A 17,397-nucleotide genomic window follows, 5' to 3' on the forward strand; every position below is an offset into this window, starting at 1 on the left:
ATCGCCATCGCTCTCATCTCCACACCTAGTGATTCTTTTCGCTTTCAGGCAAGATTTTCTTCAGCCAGGCAAAATAATCGCGCGGCACCGGCGGATAGTTCTTGATCTCTTGGATCCGGTCTTCCGCCATCTTGGCGAACGGCGTGTCGGCGTATTCGCGGATCGTCTCCGCATAATAATATCCCGCCGCCCGGTAATACTTGATTTTGTAGTAATACTCGCCCGCCTGATACTCGCGCTGAGCCCGCTCGACGCGGATCAGTTGCTTGGTGGCAATCAGCAGTTCGCGCTCTTCGCCGAGCATTTCGGCGGGGAACTGCGTCAGCGTCTGCTCGATGAGTTGTTCCGCCTCGTTCAAGGGCCCGGCCTCGTATTGCGGCCCTTGATAGGCGCGAAGCTTGGCCCGAATGCCCAGCAGGTGCGCCTCGCGTTGGTGCTCGCTCTGAGGGAAATCCTTGCAGACCCGCGCGTACTGATCGGCGGCGTCCTCAAAGCGGTTGTGCAAGAAATACGAGTTGGCGATGGCCATGGCGGCATCGTCGCCCAGCGGTCCTTGGGAATCCTCCAAGTAGACGTCGTTGTAGGCCTTCACCGCGTGCCCGTTGGCATCGACCCACGGCCGCGTTTTATCCGTGAGGTTGGGATACCAATGTGAATCTTTCCGGGCCGAGACGTCCCAGTAGTGAGCGATGGCAAATTGCCGCGGCACAATATCGATCAAATACCGCGAGTTTTCATATTTCTTCAGCAGCGCGCCGTAGGTGTCGCTGGCCTTGGGATAGCGGTCGTCGAAGAAGTAGCTCTCGGCGAGCCAATAGAGGGCGTCTTCTTCCAGCGTCGTGTCGGGCCAGCGGTCGGCGGCCACGCTGAAGCACTTGGCCGCCTCGGCATACTTCTTCTGGTGGAAAAGGGCAATTCCTTCGTCGAATTGCTTCTTGGCCAGCTCTTCGTTGGGACCGCGGCCGAAGGCCTTCTTGATCTTCTTGCCGATCTTCTCGGCCGAGATGTTGTCGGTGGCTTTGTCGAACAGCGTTTTTTTCTCGCTGGAGTACTCCTCGAGGTTTTCGTTGCGAATCAGGTCGGCCGGCGAGATGCTCGGCGGCGGGACGTATTGGGGCTTCTGATAGCTGGCCTGCACCACGCCGGAAGCAGGCGGCTGGCCCGGCGGAGCCTGCGCCGGAGATTGCGCAGCCTGAGCCGACGGCCGGGCAAACGGGTTCCACCCCACGCCCGAACGGCAGCCGGCGGCGGCGATCACGATCGCCGTCGCCGCCATTCGCATTATCACCGGCCGTTTCATTCAGAGAACCCTATTTAAGGTACTCCTGCATTCGTGGTTTGTGCCCTAACAGGTGCGCCAGGTAGTGGTTGAGCACGCCCCGCAGCTCGCCGGCCGCCGAGCGGCCGAGCTCGATGCGCCGCCAACTGTCGGACTGCGAATCGGCAAATCGTTGGAGAAGCTTGAGTGTACCGGCATGAAGCAAGACGACGTGTTTGCTGCCCGGCCGGCATCGCGTGCATAAAATGCCGCCCGAACTGAGTCCAAAGGCAACGCGTCCGACCGGCTCGATGTGTTGGCCGCACTCGACGCAACGGTCGAGCGACGGCAAATGTCCCAGCGAGCGAAGTGCGGCCAGCTCAAAGCGCAGCACCAACGGCGGCACGGCCACCTCGCCCCGCTCCAGCGCCGCCAGCGTTTCGACGGAAAGGTCGAAGAGATCGGGGTGGGGATCGGCGTCGTCAGTCAGTTCGTTGAGCAACTCGGCGACGTAATAACCCGCGTAAAGACTGGACAGGTCGCGGGCCGCCGGCCGAAACCGCTTCTCCAACTTGGCTTCGGTCAACAGGTCGAGGGCATCGGACGATTTGCGCAGGAACACTATCCGACAGCGTGCCAGCAGGTCAAGGGCAGACTCGAACGGCCCCTTGAGCCGCCTCGCTCCCTTGGCCAACCCCCGCACCTTGCCGAATTCGCGCGTGAACAGCGTGACCACGCTACTGGTCTCGCTGAACTCGACCGCGCGGAGCACCAGGGCCGTGGCTTTTTCGGGCTGCATGGGAGGGTGCCTATTCGCTGTGGTCAGATTCCTGAATCCTGAACCCTGAACCCTGAACCCTCAAATAGTGCCGCTCGCGCTCGCGCATTACCTCGCGGTCGGCCGGGTCTTTGTCGTCGTATCCCGCCAGGTGCAGGGCGCCGTGGATGACGTAAAGCAGCAGCTCTTCCGCCGCCGACCAGCCGAACTCCTCGGCGCGCGCGCGGGCAGTGTCGGCGCTGACGATGATCTCGCCATCCAGATACCCGTCGGCTTGTTCCAGCACGAAGCTCAACACATCGGTCGGCTCATCGTGATCCAGCCACCGGCGGTTCAGGGCGTGGATGGTAGGATCATCGACCACCGCCAGACTTATTTCGCCCTCGGCAATGCCTTCGCCTGAAAGCACGCCCGCGACGGCCGCACGCAACCGCGCCGCGTCGATCGTCAGGCCGTCTTGTTCGTTGGTGATGGCAATCTGGAGCATTTACGACTCACCGGGGCAAGCCCTCGTTGTCCTACACGTCTCGCGCGTCAGCCGCGTAGCGGCGAGATAGTTTAGCCGCGGGCGCGAGCCCACGGTACCGATGCGGTAGGTTAGGCAAGCCGCGTAGCGGCGACAGAGGTAGCGCACCACGCGCTCTGTCGCCGCTACGCGGCTGCGCGGATCGTTGGCGTCCCTCTTCCGTGGGCTTGCGCCCACGGCTAAACTCTACCGTCCCTACGGGACTGGGAAACGCAACCGCCGCGCCGCGGCGTCGGACTTGTGTAGAAGGACGAGGGGCAAGCCCCTTCGTGGCGGAACAAAACCGGTACAACAACGAAACCATCGCAAGGCCAACTTTTTAACGGCCCAAGCTCTGCCCCAGCCACCACTTGAGAACCGCGGCCGGGCAGCGTATGACTAATCATGGGCAGTGCCCACCTGACGGCCTCAGTCTCCTCTCGCCCTTTGCCGATGCCCACCATCGCCTATCTTACCGCCGGCGGCGCCGGCATGTTCTGCGGAAGTTGCATGCGCGACAACACGCTGGCCGCCGCGCTCGCCAGGCTCGGTTGCGATGTGCAGCTCATCCCACTCTACACGCCCATCCGCACCGACGAAGATGACGTCAGCATCGACCAGGTGTTTTTCGGCGGAATCAACGTCTATTTGCAGCAGAACGTGCCGCTGTTTCGCTATTTGCCCGGCTTCTTGGTCCGCTGGCTCGATCACCCGCGGCTGATCAACGGCGTGTCCCGTTTCGCCATCCGGACCAGCGGCCGGCAGCTTGGCCGTTTGGCCCTCTCGGTGCTGCGCGGCGAGCATGGCAATCAACGCGGCGAAGTCGTGCGGCTGGTCGACTGGCTGGGCCGACACGTCAAGCCACAGTTGGTCAACCTGAGCAACCTGTTGATCGCCGGCTGCGTGCCCGCCATCAAGCGCGAATTGAAAGTGCCGGTGCTCGTGACGTTGCAGGGAGACGATCTCTTTTTGGAGGAGTTGCCCGAACCGTTTCAGTCGCGGGCACGCGATGAGCTGCGGCGGCTGGCGGCTGAAGTCGATGGCTTCATGGTCTTCAGCCGCTACTACGCCGAATATATGGCCGAACAGCTTCAGGTGCCGCTGGAGCGGTTTCACATCGTTCCGCTGGGCATCCAGACCACCGACTACCAAGCCCTCGACCGTGTGCGCGCGGCGGGCCATCCGCCCACCATCGGCTATTTGGCCCGGCTCTGCCAGGCGAAAGGGCTGCACGTTCTGGCTGACGCCTACCTGCGGCTGCGAACGCTGCCGGGCACGGAGCAGGCCCGTCTGGAAGTGGCCGGCTGGCTGCCGCCGACCGACCGCGAGTTCGTCGAGGCCGAGTTCGCCAAGCTCCGCGCCGCGGGCGCGGGCGACGACTTCCGCTATTGGGGCGCGATCGAACGGGAGCAAAAGCTCGACTTTTTGCGAACGATCGACGTGCTGTCGGTGCCGACGACGTACCGCGACCCCAAGGGCATTTTTGTGCTGGAGGCGCTGGCCAGCGGCGTGCCCGTCGTGCAGCCAGCCCACGGCGCGTTTCCCGAATTGCTGGCCGCGACGGGCGGAGGCGTGCTCGTGCCGCCCAACGATCCGGAGAAGCTGGCCCAAACGCTGCACGACTTGCTGGTCGATCACGCCGCGCGCTTGGAGCTTGGCCGGCAAGGCCGCGAACGCGTGGTGGGCGATTTCAACGCCGATCGCATGGCCGCGGCCACGCTCGACGTCTATCAGCAGTATCTGGCCGCGCCGCGTGGCTCAGCTCACTTCTCCAACTCCGCGATGCTCCTGAAATCGTCCTTCAGTGAGCGATAAAGCCGCTGATAGACGGGAAACGCCCGGTGGTAATACTTTTGCGCCGGGCGGTTGGGGACCGTTTCTTTGACGACGCTCACCGTGGCGCGGCAGGCCTCGCGCACGTCGCGAAACGCCCCGCCGCCCACCGCCGCCAGCAATGCCACTCCATAAGCCGCGCCCTCTTCGGCGTTGAGCGTGACGACCTTCTGACCAAAAACGTCGGCCTGAATCTGCCGCCACAGCGGGCTGCGCGAGCCGCCGCCCGACGCCCGAATCTGCCGCACGGGCACGCCCAGCTCGCGAATGACCTCCAGGCTGTCGCGGAGCGAGTACGTGACGCCCTCCAGGATGGCCCGCACCAGGTGGCCGCGCGTGTGGGCCAGCGTCAGTCCGACGAAGCAGCCGCGGGCGTTGGCGTCGGCGTGCGGCGTGCGCTCGCCGGAAAGGTAGGGCAGAAAAAAGAGTCCCGCGCTGCCGGCAACGACCGCTTCGGCTTCGCGCGTGAGCGCTTCGTAGGGGTCACGGCCGGTTTCTCGCGCGGCGGCGATCTCGGCCAGGCAAAGCTGGTTGCGGAACCATTGCAGCGACCCGCCGGCCGAAAGAGTGACGCCCATCATGTGCCATTTGCCCCGCACCGCGTGGCAAAAAGTATGGATGCGGCCGTCCGGATCGAACTTCAATTCGTCGCTGTACACGAACATCACGCCGGAGGTGCCGATCGACGTGCTCAGTACGCCCGAAGTGACAATGCCGCTGCCCACCGCCCCGGCGGCGCAGTCGCCCGCCCCGCCCACCACGCGGCAGTCGGTCGAGAGGCCCAGCTCCGCGGCGGCCGCGGAGGTGAGCGTGCCGGTGACATCTTCAGATTCATAGCAGCGGCCGAGCAGATCGGCGTCGAGCTGGAGCTTGCTCAACAGCGGCTTCGACCAGTCGCGCCGGGCCACGTCGAGCAGCAGCATGCCGCTGGCATCGCTGACTTCGGTGGCATAGTCGCCGATCAGCCGCCGGCGAATGTCGTCTTTCGGCAGCAGCACTTTGTGCAGCCGGTCGAAATGCCTCGGTTCATGGTTCCGCAGCCAGAGGATCTTAGGAGCGGTGAAGCCGGTGAGGGCCGGATTGCCGACCATCTTGATGAGCTTGCGTCGGCCGCCCGCCCGGCTTTCGATCTCGGCGCATTCGGCGGCGGTGCGCTGATCGTTCCAGAGCAATGCGCGGCGGATGACACGGTCGTTCTTATCGAGAAACACCGAGCCGTGCATCTGGCCCGACAGCCCGATGGCCTTGACGTCGGCGGCCTTGAGGCGGGCTTTTTTGACCACCGCCCGGACCGTGGTGACCGTGGCCCGCCACCAATCGTCGGGATCCTGCTCGCTCCACAGCGGTTGGGGATGATAACACGGATAGGTTTCGGTCGCTTCGGCCAGGATTTTGCCGTGCTCGTCGATGGCCAGCGCTTTGGTGCCGGAGGTGCCGATGTCGATGCCGAGAAAAACGCTCATGGGTGGCTCGATTTCGTGGTGGCGTCCAGCCTGACCCCCTTTCCACCGCGCAAACTTCGACGCGCTCGTTCGATGCGGTCGAGAAACCGCGGATCGTTTTCGAGTTCGGCGAGACGAAGGTACTTCGACAAGTCATCCTTGATCTCCGAGAGAGCCACCTTCTTCATTGGGTTCACCAGGACGTCGGAACGGAGATCCGCCTTGAGGTGGTCGAGATCTTCGGCCGCCTCAGGCGCGAGCACGGTTTCGTAGCGCATTTCTGGCTAGAGTATAGCCAGAACGCGCGAATCGACCAACAGGTCGGCTTGCCGTCGTCCCGCAGTGGCAGTTTAGTCCGCACGGAGGCAGAACTACCGAGGGTTCAGGGTTCCGGGTTCCGATGAGGGATGAGGGATGGGCCAAACGATCGCCTATGGCGGCGTCCCTCATCCCTCATCAGTCGGCAGCCACGTGCGGAACAAAGTCGCCAACGGCCTGTCCGCGGACGACCGTGAAGTGCATGCTTGCCCTCGGCGCGGCTTACCTCGGGGAACGGCACTTCGTCGATTTGTTCGAGAGTTTTATAACGTGCAAACAATTCGGTGCTAAAGGTGCGCTCTTTCCACTCTTTCGACTATCCTAGCCGATCGGCTATAACTTGATCGGAGGCTTTGGTTGGCTCGCAAGGGACGGCCACTGCCTTCGTTTTTTATGGCTCCTCGCTACGGTCCCATTGGCCGCGAAGATCGTCGAGGTAGGTGACGCCGTGTAGTTGCCAGTAGCCACTCTGATCGGCTTTTGGTTTCTGGCCGTGAAACTGCGTGTCGTGCAACTTTGCAGCGTACGGGCGCAGCTCTTCCCGCGCGGCCTGCTGGCCACCCGCCCCGCGCTCTGCGATGGTCATCCCATATCCAGGTGACCAAATCGGGGAAGATCATGGCGTGAAGCGTTTCACCTGGCGGCCAACGAGCAGGAGTTTTGGCGGCAGAAGGCCGCGCACCCGCGGGTCGCGGCCGACGAGCACGGCCCGCAGTTTCTGGAGTTCGTCAAACGGGCCTGCCTGCACGCGGCGCCGCTCGCCAAGCCCAAGGACCTGGCCTGGTTCGTCGCCTCTTACGCCCGCGACGCCCTGGCCCGCGTCGAAAGGCAAAAGGAGCTGCCCGCCTTGCAATCGGTTCGCGCCGCGCTCGAAGAAGCGCTGGGCATGAAGTTCACCGACGAGAAGGGCGAGCACTTCTTTCGCTCGACGCTCGTGCAGACGCTGTTCTACGGTGTGTTCTCGGCCTGATCGGCCGGATGAATCACGAGCACCGCCAGCGCCACCAGTGCCGTGCCGCATACGCCGGCCAGCCCCACAACGTGCACGCGGTCGAGCGGGGTCGCCGCGAGGAACAGGCCCAACGCGGCGAGCCAGACGCCGCCGATGCCCGCCGCCAGCAGGACCGCCGCCAAAACCATCGCTACGTTCACAGCATGCGCTCCATGAAGTGCGCGAAGACCAGGCCCGCCGGCAGGGCCAGCACGGCGACGGTCAATGCCAGATCGGCGAACGAGGGCTGCCCGAGCCCCGCGGCAAAAAGCAGGATGGTCAGCGAGGTGATGGTCGTTGTCAGGTTCAGCGCCAGCAGACGGTCGATCGGTGGTTTTGAGAGCAGCACTGCACCGCACGGCAGGAGCGCCAGGGACAACAGCAACACGCCCAGCAGCCACAGATTCATAGCGGCCACTCCCGCGAGGGCGCCGACGCCTGCTGGGCCTTTGCCAGCTCGTGGACGAGCAGCCGCTGATTCGGCCGATCGGTCGCGATCACGATGCTATTGGGCGTTAGTGAATTGGCGACGGTGACCCAGGCCTGGCGTGTAATGCTGTGCGGCTCTTCGCCGCCGGTGTCGAACGGCAAGTTGCGCAGGCGGCCCGTCGCTGGTTGGCGGGTCACCATCGACTTCATCAGCACGGCGATCACGCGGCCGCAGTCCGAGACGACCTTGCCGGGCAAGCGCACCAGCCATTTCGCCGGCGGCACGACGAACGCCGGTTTCTTCCTGTCGAACTTTCGTAGCGCCATGGCGGCGCCGGCGGCCAGCGTTGCGGCGACGAGCGCCATCAGGCATTCGGGCCACGTCAGTTTGGCTGCGAACGCCAGGTAGAGCGCGGCCCACGGAACTACGCGCAGGAGCAGCGCTGTCAGACGACGATCAATAGCCACAGCAAGCGTGCCTCGAAGAACGGCCAATAAAAAAGCTCCGCGGTAGTGGAGCATATCGCAACTCCCGCGGAGCTTATCGGTTTTGTTTCCGCCGCGGACCTCGCGGACACGTCTATCGTAGGGCAGAACGCCGAAAACTGTCAATTAAACGGACGAGCCAGTTCGGCGGTGAACGACACGTCAAGGGATCCCCAACGCTTCCTTCAAGCAGCCGTCGATCGCGGTCATCGTAGCCGCTGAGACTCGTCCGATCGTGTTCACGATTCGCGACTTGTGGAACGTATAGATGTTCTCGCACTTAATCACCGAAGGCGTGCGAAGTCCGGACAATTTCCAGTCGGGTGACGTCGCGTCAATGGAGAATTGTGTGGAGACGCGAGCCGCGCGTGAGACATTGCTGGTGATCGGCACGACGATCGTGTCCCGCAAGATCGCGTTGCCGCGGTCGTTTTGCACGATGAGCGCCGGGCGCACCTTCGAGCCGCCGCCCGAGGAGAACGGGAAATCGACGAGTACGACTTCGCCTCGTTTCATGTCCGGCGTGGATCGAGGTCGTTGTAGACGTCCAATGCCGGATCATCCCAGCCGGCCGCGGCCGCGGATTCAATTTGCGCCAGGAACGCGTCAGCGGAGGGATCGTCGAACAAATGGCGCACGCGTTCGTATACGTCGGCCCGTAACAAGACGTATTCGGTGTTCGTATCGGGGTCGACGATGCGAACGGGGGTCTCTACTGCCGCACGAACCGCCGAACTTTGTTCTCGCGTCAATCGCGTCATGAGCGGGCTCCTGTTTCAGTACATTTTGGCATCAGCAAGGCGGCGTCACAAGACCGCCAACAGCAACGTTACCTTCCACCAGACCCACCGAAACCTCGATCACTTACGCCAGCGTGCCCCGTGTGACGCCCAATTGGTTGAGCACTTGCAGGCCGCGCCAGGCCGTTTTGCCGTCGTCGAGACCGTCGAGCACGCGGCGGTAACGTGTCAGCAGGGCCGTAGCGGCAGCCGCGTCTTCGCGCAACAGCTCGATGCGAAAGTGTTGCAGACCAAGCTTCAGCATCCGCGGCATGTATTCGGCCGCCGATTGGGCGACCGAGTTGAACACCGTGTTGCGGCAACCGGTGTCGGCCAGTAAGGGGAACTCGGCGCCGACGCGGTCGCGCAGCTCGATGCGGTGCCGGTCGCAAGGACGCCCGCAGTCGCGCCAGTCTTTGCCCTCGGAAAGTGCGGCGGCGAACACGCAATGCTCGTTATGAAACATCGGAATATGCTGATGCACGACCACTTCCATGCGGTCCGCCGCCGTTCGCGGCAGCATGGCCACGAGTTGCTCCCAGCTCAGGTCGTAGCTCGGCACCAGCCGCGTCAAGCCGGCGCCAAAGAATAAGTCGGCCGTCAGCTCGTTGGCCACATTGAGCGAAAAGTCGCCGACGAGCGGCGTCCGCGGGGCGTGCTCCCGAAACCATTCCAGTGCCGCCAGGTTGCGGACCAGGACCGCATCGGCTTCCGCGGCCGCGATCTTGGCCAGCAAGCCTTCTTCCGCAGGTTTGATGATCCGCAGCGTGGCCACGCCGATTTGCAAGCCGGCACTTCGGGCGACAGCCACGGCGTCTCGGTAACGCCGCACGTCTTCGAAATCGCAATAGATCATCGCCGGCTGGGTGGGGCGATTGTCGCGCGACCAGGCACAAACGGCGTCGAGCTGCTCGCGGGTGCGGACCAAAACGTACATCGCCGGCGACGACGCCGACCGCGGCGAGGCCGGCATGATTTCTCGGCGCAGTTCAGCAAGCGCCTCGGTGCATACCACACGAGACTTCGATGGTCGGTTGCGCAAGTCGAGCAGTTCCGCCACGGCCCGGCGGCGAAGGTCGTTGAGGACGCTCTTGGGCGCCATCACCGGTGCGGCGATGTCCAGCTCGACCTCGCCCAGCTCGAAGGGCGTGTCGCCCAGCCGTCCGAATTGTTCGCGGACCAGACTCTCGTCGAGCGCGTGTTTTCGGGCTGCCTCCAACGGCCCCGGCCACTCGACACGCACCGCGTGCTCGCCGTCGCTCAGCCTGACGAGCAAGGGACCGCCGATTCGCCCGGCGATGCGAGCGGTCAGGCGCACTCGACGCGGCGTCGCGTCACGGGCAAAAGTTTGCTCGATGCGACGACGAAACGCGGGGTCGTCGGTCTTCCAGACCAGGCTGCCGGTCGCAACGGCGGCAAGGTTGACGGCCCCTTCGCGAAACTCCAGCTCGACGCGGTGCCCGGCGCCGGGCACGGGCCGGACTTGCCATACGCGACCGCCTTGCTCGTCTTGCTCGGGATGCCCCTCGTCGAAGACGACGCCGTCGCCCGGCTTGATGACCTCGTCGAGCAACGCGGCGGCCGAATGTTCGCTCGCCAATTCGACGATCAACCGGCCGCGGCGTGCTTCGACGACGGTGCCGATGTAAACCCCGCGGCTCTTGGGAAAGCGGCCGTGGACGAGACGTTGATGGTCGGCTCCTTCCAAAAAGCCGGGCGTGAAGCCCCGCGAAAAGCTCTGCGTCAGGTCGAGCCGCTCCTGCCGGTCGAGCGAGAACCGCTCGCCGCGCTCGGCGGCATCGAGCGCGCGGCGATAGGTGCGCGTGGTGGCGGCCACGTAATGGGCGCTCTTCAACCGGCCCTCGATCTTCAAACTGGCCACTCCCAGCCGCACCAGGTCGTCGACGTGACCGTGCCCGGCCAGGTCTTGCGGACTGAGCAGGTAGGCCTGGTCGGCCAGCTCGCGATGTTCGCCGTCGACGATCAGGTCGTACGGCAGCCGGCAGGCCTGGGCGCATTGGCCGCGATTGGCGCTGCGGCCGCCCAACGCCTCGCTGGTCAGGCATTGGCCGCTATAAGCCACGCACAACGCGCCATGCACAAAAACCTCGACGGGCAAATCGGTCGCCGCGCGCACGCGCTCGATGTCGGACAGCGACAGCTCGCGGGCCAAAATCACGCGCTCGACGCCCAACCGGCGCACAAATTCGATCCCGCGCGGCTCGGTGAGCGTCATCTGCGTCGAGCCGTGTACGGGCAACCCCGGCGCCAGGCGGCCGATGAGCCGGGCCAGCCCGAGATCTTGCACGATGACCGCGTCGGCGCCCGCCTCAGCGATGGCCGCCACGAAGCGAGCGATCTCCGGCAGCTCGTCGGAAAAGATCAGCGTGTTGCACGTGACGTAGCCCCGCACGTTATGGCGGCGCAGATACGCGATCACCTCCGGCAGCTCGTCGAGCGTGAAATTCGTGGCGCGATGCCGGGCGTTGAAATTCGACAGGCCGAAATAGACCGCGTCGGCCCCATTGGCCACCGCCGCGCGCAGCGCCGTCCAATCGCCTGCCGGCGCGAGCAATTCGGTGGTGGTGCGAACGGTGGTCATGTTTTCTAACGTAGCCCGCTTGCTCCGCAAGCGGAACGGCTTGCATTTATCAATGTACGCGGCGGCCGTCGAAACCAATAGCGGTGGCTGGGGCAGAGCCGCGCGCTCGGCCAGTTTGCCATTTCACGCTCCGTCGCGGCGATGCCCCGGTACCGCCGCCACCGGAGCATCGCTGGCCGGCGGCGCGTTTTGGTGATTGCCAGGTCGCTCTCGGCCAGCTTCTGCCCCAGCCACCGAAAACGCTCGCTGGCCCCACCTTACGCAGGATGTTATCCTCACAGTTTAGCCAACCTGCATTCCGCACTCTTTCTAGAGGCCCGTTATGAGCCAGCAAAAAGCATCGCGTCGCGATTTTCTCCGCAAGTCTGCCGCCGCCGGCGCGCTGGTGGCCGCGCCGTGGGTCATTCCCGCCCGTGCCTTGGGCCGCGAGGGAAAGATCGCCCCCAGCGAAACCATCAACCTGGGCGTGATCGGCATCGGTCCGCGATGCACGTACGATCTGAAGGCCATGCTCGGCCTGACCGACGTGCGGTGCCTGGCCATCGCCGACGTGCAGGCCAGCCGCCGCGAGGCCGGCAAGAAGCTGGTCGATGAACACTACGGCAACCAGGACCTCAAGCTCTATCGCGATTTTCGCGAGTTGCTCGACCGCAAAGACATCGACGCCGTGCTGATCGCCACCGGTGACCGCTGGCACGGCCCGGCCTCAATGCTGGCCGCCGAGGCAGGCAAAGACGTCTACAGCGAAAAGCCGTGCGGCCTGACCATCGGCCTCTGCCAGCAGCTTGCCGACACAATCAAGCGCACGGGCCGGGTGTTTCAAGCCGGCACGCAACGGCGGAGCGTGCCGAACTTTCAGCAGGCGGTCGAGCTGGCCCATAGCGGCAAGCTGGGCAAGGTCCGCACGCTTTATGCCTCGGTCTACACGCCGTCGCTCGACAACGCCTGGCTCGCCGGCGAGCCGACGCCGGCCCGCGAAGTGGTCGATTGGAACCTCTGGCTCGGCCCGGCCCCCTGGCGGCCGTTCAACAGCCAATATGTGGCGGGCAGGTGGCGCGGCTACTGGGACTTCGATTCGGGGGCCAAGCTGTTGGACTGGGGCGCCCACACCGTCGACCTATGCCAATGGGCGAACAAGGCCGACGACACGATGCCGATCGAATTCGAGCCCCACGACAACGGCATCACGGCCCAGTATGCCAACGGGGTGAAGTTGGTGCTCGATTTCCTCAAGACGCCGTTCGGTGAACGTCCGGGCTGGGTGCAGCACTTGGGCACGTGCCCTGTGCGGTTCGTCGGCGACGAGGGGTCGGTCGAGACGGGCGACAGCGGCGAGATTGAAGTCTCTTCGGCGGCCTTGAAAAGCGAACTGAACGCGCCGGGAAAGAAGAAAGTGGTGGGGCTCGACGTTTCGGCGCATGCCAGAAACTTCTTTGATTGCGTCCGCTCGCGCGACCTGCCGGCGGCGAATGCCCAGGTGATGCGGCGTTCGCACATTGCCTGCCATGCCGCGGCGCTCGCCTGGATCTTGAAGCGTCCGCTGAAGCTCGACCCCGTCAAGGAAGAGTTCGTCAACGACGACGAAGCCAACCGGCTGCGGACGCGGGCGGCACGCGCGTGGAGTTGATGCGATGCGCCCCGGAAACCCCACCTTTGGTGAACTGACAGAATCTGTCAGTTGATAACGCAAGGCGCTGGCGAACCGGCGATTTTCTCATTTTTCTTCACACGCGGGGGCGGGCGAGTGTACAATAAACGCTCCAATTGCGGTGCGGCGCCGCGCCGCTGGTTCCGGTCAGAGTGGTGGGGATCGAAAGGGAGAGGTTCCATGACATCCGCTTCTCGTTGCACAATCCGTCGATTGAGTGTGCTGTCGTTCGCAGTGGTCTTGTTCTTCGGTGTGGCCTTCAGCGGGACGGCACAGGCCCAGTTCTTCCGCCAGGCGGTGGGCGGCATTTCCATCGATCCCAAGGGCGTGCTGGCCAACGCCGAGCGCGACCATAACGGCCTGCGGCAATTCTGGCTCGATCTGCTCAAGCCCGTGCCCGGCGATCTCAAGCAGGCCTCGAAGCTGCGAAAGATTTCGCTGCGCGGGCTGGCGGAGTTGTTGGGCGGCCTGAAAGACAAGGCCGCGTTGCCCGATGAGGTCCGCTTCCTGGCCGGACTGCAACGCATCGAATATGTGATGGTGTATCCTGACTTGAACGACATCGTGCTCGTCGGTTTCGGCGAAGGCTGGAAGGTCGATGAACGTGGCAATGTCGTGGGCGTGACGACGGGGCGCCCCGTAATGGAGATTGACGATCTGGTGGTGGCCCTGCGGACCGCCGGTGAGGCTGCCCGTGGCGGCATTCAATGCTCGATCGATCCAACGCAAGAAGGGTTGGCGCGCATTCAACAGATGGCGCCGCAATTCGCGATCCCGAATCTTGACCCGCGGGTCGTGGGTCCGGAGGTCGAGCGGGCGCTGGGACCGCAAACGATCTCGTTCCACGGCATTCCGCCCACGAGCCGCTTTGCCCACATCCTGCTGGCCGCCGACTTCCGCATGAAGCGGTTGGCGATGAAGTTCGAGCCGACGCCGGTGCGCGGTCTGCCGAGCTATCTGGACATGATCAAGGGCCGGATGCAGGCCATGAACATGCTGCCGCGGTGGTGGCTGACGACGAACTACGACCCGCTCTTGACCGACAACGACGGCCTGGCCTGGCAACTTCGCGGGGCGGGCGTGAAGGCCATGACGGAAGATGACTTCCTGGACGCCAACGGCGAGCGAAAGCACACCGGCAAGTCGAGCGCAGCGGCGCAGAAGTGGGCCGACCAGATGACGAGCAAGTACGACGAGCTTTCGTTGAAGGAACCGATCTTCGGCGAGCTGCGCAACTGCATGGACTTGGCCGTGATCGCGGCCCTGATCTTCCAGAAAAACCTGGCTGCCAAGGCCGCGCTCGACTTCGGCGCGTTGCTCGACGAAAACGTCTATCCGACCGAGCAATTCAACCTGCCCAAGCAGGTCGACACCAAGTGCAGCTTTGTCCGTGCCTCGGACCGCTACATTCTTAGCGCATCGGGCGGGGTGCAGATCAACTCCTGGGCCGACGCCCACCGCAGCGAGCCCGGCGATCTGAAGCCCGTCCGCACGCAGGTGGCCGAGGGACGCGGCAAAGCCTGGTGGTGGAACTAGGGGTTGATTTTGGATTTTCGATTTTGGATTGCCACCGAACGTGGGGTGGGGCAAGCGAGCTTGCGAGCGCCGGCCCACCGTGAATCGGGCGTCAGGCTCTTGGTCGCAAACCCGCGCCTGAAGCCTGACGCCTTTTCCACGTCGTGCCCTATAACTCCGCTTCCACTTGTTTGACAGCGGCATTCACGAGATCGAGCACGTGCTTCCATTCGTCGGGGAAGTTGGGGCCGAAACGCTCGACCGCCTCACGGGCCTTTTCAATCTTCTTGCGGCGCTGTTGCTGGCCCATGCCGAAGGAGTCGAGCAGATTGTCGTAAACGTCGGCCAGCTTGCACAACTGCACGGCCAGCGGGGCCGCGGCCAGCGCGTCGAGATAGTCACGCTCGCGCGTCTCTTCCGGTAGGCGTTTGTCTTTCGTGAGCGCCGCCACGTAGTCGGCCACGCGCGTGCCGAACTTCTCGCTCAGATCGTCGTGGTCGGTGCGCGTGTCTTCGATCGTGTCGTGCAGCACGGCCGCCATCAGCGCTTCGGCATCGGTTACGCCAAAGAGTTGCGAGGCCACCGTCATGACCCTCAGCGGGTGCGCAATGTAGGGAGTCTCGCCGTCTTTGCGATACTGGCCCTCGTGTGCCCGTGCCGCGAAGGAAATGGCGGATAGCAATTGGACGTTCAAGGTCGCAGACTCTCCAGATAGGCGATAACCTGCTCGGTGGTATAGCCGGGGCCTTCCGCACGCTGCTTAAGCTCTTCGTCACTTAATTCCGGCATCGCTTGCAAGGCGGCATACCGATCGGGATGCGGCGTAAATCTGCCGAATACGTATCCCGATTCCGTGCAAAACTCCAGTGGCTCAGACAAGTAAGAGAGTTTGCTCAGCAAATCATCGTCAATGACAATGCGGGTCATAAGAGCGGTTCTCCGGAACGTAAAGGCATCGCCCGACGCATTATATACTTCACGCGGCCAAGAATGAGACGTTCGCGGCAAAACGTCTCATTCTCGGCCGCGTGAAGTATATCGCGCGTCCTCTCATCGCTCCATCGGATCTCGGCGGCCATAGCCGTGCCGCGGAGCAACGCCTCTCTGTTCGGCCGCCGCCGCGTCTGTAGGGAACGCCCTCCGTGGCGTTCCGCATGGTCCTTCGGTTGGCCGCGGAACGCCACGGAGGGCGTTCCCTACAGAGATCGCGACACCACCAACCAAAAACTTGAAGCCACCCGCTTCGCCGCCGGGTATGTATGATGGAAGGGATGGTTGTCGAACCAGGCCAACTTTCCCCTTGCCTGAAAGGACCGTTTGCCGATGCCGAAGTGCCGCTTCGCCGCAGCCGTCGCGCTGTGTCTCTGCTGGTCGGCCGGATGCCAGGACCATAATCGCTATGAAATCGAGCTTCAGCCGGAAGGTGCCGAAATCGTCCGCACTCTGACAGTCTGGCGCGTGCCGGAAAACCGCGGCAAAGACCGCTTTCCGCTCGCGGAACTGAAACGCCTCGCCTCCCGCTATCCCGCGGAGCTGCCGGCCGCGCCGGGCCGGCACGTGTTCCGCGGCCGCTTCGGCCCCAAACTGCCCGACGACGTGGGCGGGTCGGGCGATTACCACTTCACGGTGACCTCGTTGGGCACCGCGGCGGTCTATGTCGAGCGGTTCCGCGGTAGCGACGACTTGGAACTGCACATCGACGACCGTCGCCGGGCCGCCGATGAATTGACGAACCTGCTCGTCGGTTGGTTCCAGAGCGAAATCGGCCGCGACCCCAACTTTGCCCGCATCCGGGTTTTCCTCGATCGCGACTTCCGCCACGATCTGCGGAACCTCAGCCACTACTGGGCCATGGCCCGCGTCAGCGGACAGCGGCAGTCCAGTTTGCACCAAGAGTATTGGGTACGGGCGGCCATGTACCTGGTCGAGCATGGCTACTTCCGCTTGGAGGAAGTTCCGGCCGCGATTCACGTCGAGGCGACCAACGACGCCGCCCAGCAGGTCCGCTTTGTGATCGATCTGCTGTCGCGAAAGATCGCGCCGGAAAACCAGCCGTCGATCGCCCGTTCGCTGGGCTTTCTCATCGACACGTCACAAGCGGAAAAGTCGCTCGATGCCTACCTGCGGTCGACTCCGCAGTTCCGCCGCCGCGAGCAGCTTTGGCGTCGCAGTCAGAGCACCGACCCGGCGGCGCCGCCGCCCGATCCGAAAGACGTTGTGCTCGAATTGGTGGCGCGGCTGTTCTTCGGCCTCGACCTGCTGAGCCAGAACGACGAATTGCGCGTGGCACTTTCGACGCCGCTACAGCCCTTCGCCACGAACGGCACGTGGTTGTCGGCATCGAGCCAGGTGGTGTGGACGGCGTCGATCGCTCAGGGGCACGAACTGCCGATGTTGGCCTACGCGTCGTGGAGCGTGCCCGACGTGCCGTTTCAAGAGAAGCACTTGGGTGGCATTGCCCTGACCGGCGAGGATCTGGCAAACTATGTCGCTTGGTACACCGGTCTGGTGCCGGGCCAGCGCAACGAGTGGGACAGTTTCCTCACGGACTTGCAACCGGGTGCGGGCTTGAGCGACACAGTGCGCGGCTTTGCGTTTGCGCGGGCCGGAGGCGAAACGCCGGCAGGCGCCCCCGCCATCGAGACCGACGTGGCCAACTACGTGAAGAAGCTGTTGCTGCCCAATCTGCCGCGTAGCCCGCGGCGGTAGTGGTTAGTGGTTTTCGTGGTTAGTGGCGAGCGGCGTAAGGTGGGGCAAGCGAGCTTGCGAGCGCTGGCCCACCGTAATCGGCCTGAACCCCGAACCCCGAACCC

Annotated in this window: 19 protein-coding genes; 4 read left to right on the forward strand and 15 right to left on the reverse strand. The window is 63.9% G+C overall.

Going from position 1 to position 17,397, the window contains the following annotated elements; translation table 11 throughout:
• Positions 1–25: 25 nt before the first annotated feature.
• The 3 genes from bamD to ybeY are packed head-to-tail and all read right to left on the reverse strand — an operon-like array spanning position 26 to position 2,523.
• The gene (bamD, locus tag VNH11_04890) at positions 26–1,300 is read right to left on the reverse strand and encodes an outer membrane protein assembly factor BamD (protein ID HVA45704.1); all 1,275 of its coding nucleotides are present in this window, start codon (positions 1,298–1,300) and stop codon (positions 26–28) included.
• A gap of 10 nt (positions 1,301–1,310) precedes the next feature.
• Positions 1,311–2,057 (reverse strand): DNA repair protein RecO, encoded by a 747-nt coding sequence (gene recO, locus VNH11_04895; protein ID HVA45705.1) that lies wholly within the window; start codon positions 2,055–2,057, stop codon positions 1,311–1,313.
• A 10-nt stretch (positions 2,058–2,067) separates the two neighbouring features.
• Positions 2,068–2,523: an rRNA maturation RNase YbeY gene (ybeY, locus tag VNH11_04900; GenBank protein HVA45706.1), complete on the reverse strand. Its 456-nt coding sequence runs from the start codon at positions 2,521–2,523 to the stop codon at positions 2,068–2,070.
• A gap of 471 nt (positions 2,524–2,994) precedes the next feature.
• On the opposite strand from ybeY, the gene VNH11_04905 reads away from it, so the two are divergent.
• Complete coding sequence (locus tag VNH11_04905) at positions 2,995–4,356, forward strand: glycosyltransferase family 4 protein (GenBank protein HVA45707.1); 1,362 nt, start codon at positions 2,995–2,997, stop codon at positions 4,354–4,356.
• Here VNH11_04905 and xylB read toward each other — a convergent pair.
• The 10 genes from xylB to VNH11_04955 all read right to left on the reverse strand — a co-directional run bounded on the left by xylB (position 4,305) and on the right by VNH11_04955 (position 11,421).
• A complete protein-coding gene (gene xylB / locus VNH11_04910) occupies positions 4,305–5,837 on the reverse strand; it encodes a xylulokinase (protein ID HVA45708.1) in 1,533 nt (510 codons plus the stop codon). The two genes, VNH11_04905 and xylB, sit on opposite strands and share 52 nt — an antisense overlap.
• Positions 5,834–6,094 (reverse strand): hypothetical protein, encoded by a 261-nt coding sequence (locus VNH11_04915; protein ID HVA45709.1) that lies wholly within the window; start codon positions 6,092–6,094, stop codon positions 5,834–5,836. The genes xylB and VNH11_04915 overlap by 4 nt, the downstream gene beginning before the upstream one ends.
• A 431-nt stretch (positions 6,095–6,525) precedes the next feature.
• The gene (locus tag VNH11_04920; protein HVA45710.1) at positions 6,526–6,720 is read right to left on the reverse strand and encodes a hypothetical protein; all 195 of its coding nucleotides are present in this window, start codon (positions 6,718–6,720) and stop codon (positions 6,526–6,528) included.
• A gap of 30 nt (positions 6,721–6,750) precedes the next feature.
• Positions 6,751–7,050 carry a hypothetical protein gene (locus VNH11_04925; protein ID HVA45711.1) on the reverse strand — a complete coding sequence of 100 codons (300 nt, stop codon included), beginning with the start codon at positions 7,048–7,050 and terminating at the stop codon, positions 6,751–6,753.
• Positions 7,051–7,082: 32 nt separating this feature from the next.
• Positions 7,083–7,286, reverse strand: a complete 204-nt coding sequence (locus VNH11_04930; protein HVA45712.1) for a hypothetical protein — start codon at positions 7,284–7,286, stop codon at positions 7,083–7,085.
• Positions 7,283–7,534 carry a monovalent cation/H+ antiporter complex subunit F gene (locus VNH11_04935; GenBank protein ID HVA45713.1) on the reverse strand — a complete coding sequence of 84 codons (252 nt, stop codon included), beginning with the start codon at positions 7,532–7,534 and terminating at the stop codon, positions 7,283–7,285. The genes VNH11_04930 and VNH11_04935 overlap by 4 nt, the downstream gene beginning before the upstream one ends.
• Positions 7,531–8,022, reverse strand: coding sequence for a hypothetical protein (locus VNH11_04940; GenBank protein HVA45714.1), 492 nt, complete (start codon positions 8,020–8,022; stop codon positions 7,531–7,533). The genes VNH11_04935 and VNH11_04940 overlap by 4 nt, the downstream gene beginning before the upstream one ends.
• Positions 8,023–8,202: 180 nt before the next feature.
• A complete protein-coding gene (locus VNH11_04945) occupies positions 8,203–8,556 on the reverse strand; it encodes a type II toxin-antitoxin system PemK/MazF family toxin (GenBank protein HVA45715.1) in 354 nt (117 codons plus the stop codon).
• A complete protein-coding gene (locus tag VNH11_04950; protein ID HVA45716.1) occupies positions 8,553–8,801 on the reverse strand; it encodes a hypothetical protein in 249 nt (82 codons plus the stop codon). The genes VNH11_04945 and VNH11_04950 overlap by 4 nt, the downstream gene beginning before the upstream one ends.
• A 103-nt stretch (positions 8,802–8,904) precedes the next feature.
• On the reverse strand, positions 8,905–11,421 hold the full coding sequence (locus VNH11_04955) for a U32 family peptidase (protein HVA45717.1): 2,517 nt from the start codon (positions 11,419–11,421) through the stop codon (positions 8,905–8,907).
• 322 nt (positions 11,422–11,743) lie between these two features.
• Here VNH11_04955 and VNH11_04960 point away from each other — a divergent pair, with 322 nt between their 5' ends.
• Together VNH11_04960 and VNH11_04965 are read left to right on the forward strand one after the other, a co-directional pair.
• Positions 11,744–13,048: a Gfo/Idh/MocA family oxidoreductase gene (locus VNH11_04960; protein ID HVA45718.1), complete on the forward strand. Its 1,305-nt coding sequence runs from the start codon at positions 11,744–11,746 to the stop codon at positions 13,046–13,048.
• Between the two features lie 201 nt (positions 13,049–13,249).
• Positions 13,250–14,605 (forward strand): DUF1598 domain-containing protein, encoded by a 1,356-nt coding sequence (locus tag VNH11_04965; GenBank protein HVA45719.1) that lies wholly within the window; start codon positions 13,250–13,252, stop codon positions 14,603–14,605.
• A 148-nt stretch (positions 14,606–14,753) separates the two neighbouring features.
• On the opposite strand, the gene VNH11_04970 is transcribed toward VNH11_04965, so the two are convergent.
• Both VNH11_04970 and VNH11_04975 read right to left on the reverse strand, forming a co-directional pair.
• Positions 14,754–15,278 (reverse strand): HD domain-containing protein, encoded by a 525-nt coding sequence (locus VNH11_04970; GenBank protein ID HVA45720.1) that lies wholly within the window; start codon positions 15,276–15,278, stop codon positions 14,754–14,756.
• Positions 15,275–15,511, reverse strand: a complete 237-nt coding sequence (locus VNH11_04975; GenBank protein ID HVA45721.1) for a hypothetical protein — start codon at positions 15,509–15,511, stop codon at positions 15,275–15,277. The genes VNH11_04970 and VNH11_04975 overlap by 4 nt, the downstream gene beginning before the upstream one ends.
• A gap of 396 nt (positions 15,512–15,907) precedes the next feature.
• Here VNH11_04975 and VNH11_04980 point away from each other — a divergent pair, with 396 nt between their 5' ends.
• On the forward strand, positions 15,908–17,293 hold the full coding sequence (locus tag VNH11_04980; protein HVA45722.1) for a hypothetical protein: 1,386 nt from the start codon (positions 15,908–15,910) through the stop codon (positions 17,291–17,293).
• Positions 17,294–17,397 lie beyond the last annotated feature (104 nt).

This window comes from Pirellulales bacterium, from assembly GCA_035533075.1.
Lineage (GTDB): Bacteria > Planctomycetota > Planctomycetia > Pirellulales > JAICIG01 > DASSFG01.

Excerpts from the sequence above, each read along its gene's own strand:
- bamD (HVA45704.1), bottom strand. The coding sequence starts at position 1,300 with ATGAAACGGCCGGTGATAATGCGAATGGCGGCGACGGCGATCGTGATC.
- recO (HVA45705.1), bottom strand. The coding sequence starts at position 2,057 with ATGCAGCCCGAAAAAGCCACGGCCCTGGTGCTCCGCGCGGTCGAGTTC.
- ybeY (HVA45706.1), bottom strand. The coding sequence starts at position 2,523 with ATGCTCCAGATTGCCATCACCAACGAACAAGACGGCCTGACGATCGAC.
- VNH11_04905 (HVA45707.1), top strand. The coding sequence starts at position 2,995 with ATGCCCACCATCGCCTATCTTACCGCCGGCGGCGCCGGCATGTTCTGC.
- xylB (HVA45708.1), bottom strand. The coding sequence starts at position 5,837 with ATGAGCGTTTTTCTCGGCATCGACATCGGCACCTCCGGCACCAAAGCG.
- VNH11_04915 (HVA45709.1), bottom strand. The coding sequence starts at position 6,094 with ATGCGCTACGAAACCGTGCTCGCGCCTGAGGCGGCCGAAGATCTCGAC.
- VNH11_04920 (HVA45710.1), bottom strand. The coding sequence starts at position 6,720 with ATGACCATCGCAGAGCGCGGGGCGGGTGGCCAGCAGGCCGCGCGGGAA.
- VNH11_04935 (HVA45713.1), bottom strand. The coding sequence starts at position 7,534 with ATGAATCTGTGGCTGCTGGGCGTGTTGCTGTTGTCCCTGGCGCTCCTG.
- VNH11_04945 (HVA45715.1), bottom strand. The coding sequence starts at position 8,556 with ATGAAACGAGGCGAAGTCGTACTCGTCGATTTCCCGTTCTCCTCGGGC.
- VNH11_04950 (HVA45716.1), bottom strand. The coding sequence starts at position 8,801 with ATGACGCGATTGACGCGAGAACAAAGTTCGGCGGTTCGTGCGGCAGTA.
- VNH11_04955 (HVA45717.1), bottom strand. The coding sequence starts at position 11,421 with ATGACCACCGTTCGCACCACCACCGAATTGCTCGCGCCGGCAGGCGAT.
- VNH11_04960 (HVA45718.1), top strand. The coding sequence starts at position 11,744 with ATGAGCCAGCAAAAAGCATCGCGTCGCGATTTTCTCCGCAAGTCTGCC.
- VNH11_04965 (HVA45719.1), top strand. The coding sequence starts at position 13,250 with ATGACATCCGCTTCTCGTTGCACAATCCGTCGATTGAGTGTGCTGTCG.
- VNH11_04975 (HVA45721.1), bottom strand. The coding sequence starts at position 15,511 with ATGACCCGCATTGTCATTGACGATGATTTGCTGAGCAAACTCTCTTAC.
- VNH11_04980 (HVA45722.1), top strand. The coding sequence starts at position 15,908 with ATGCCGAAGTGCCGCTTCGCCGCAGCCGTCGCGCTGTGTCTCTGCTGG.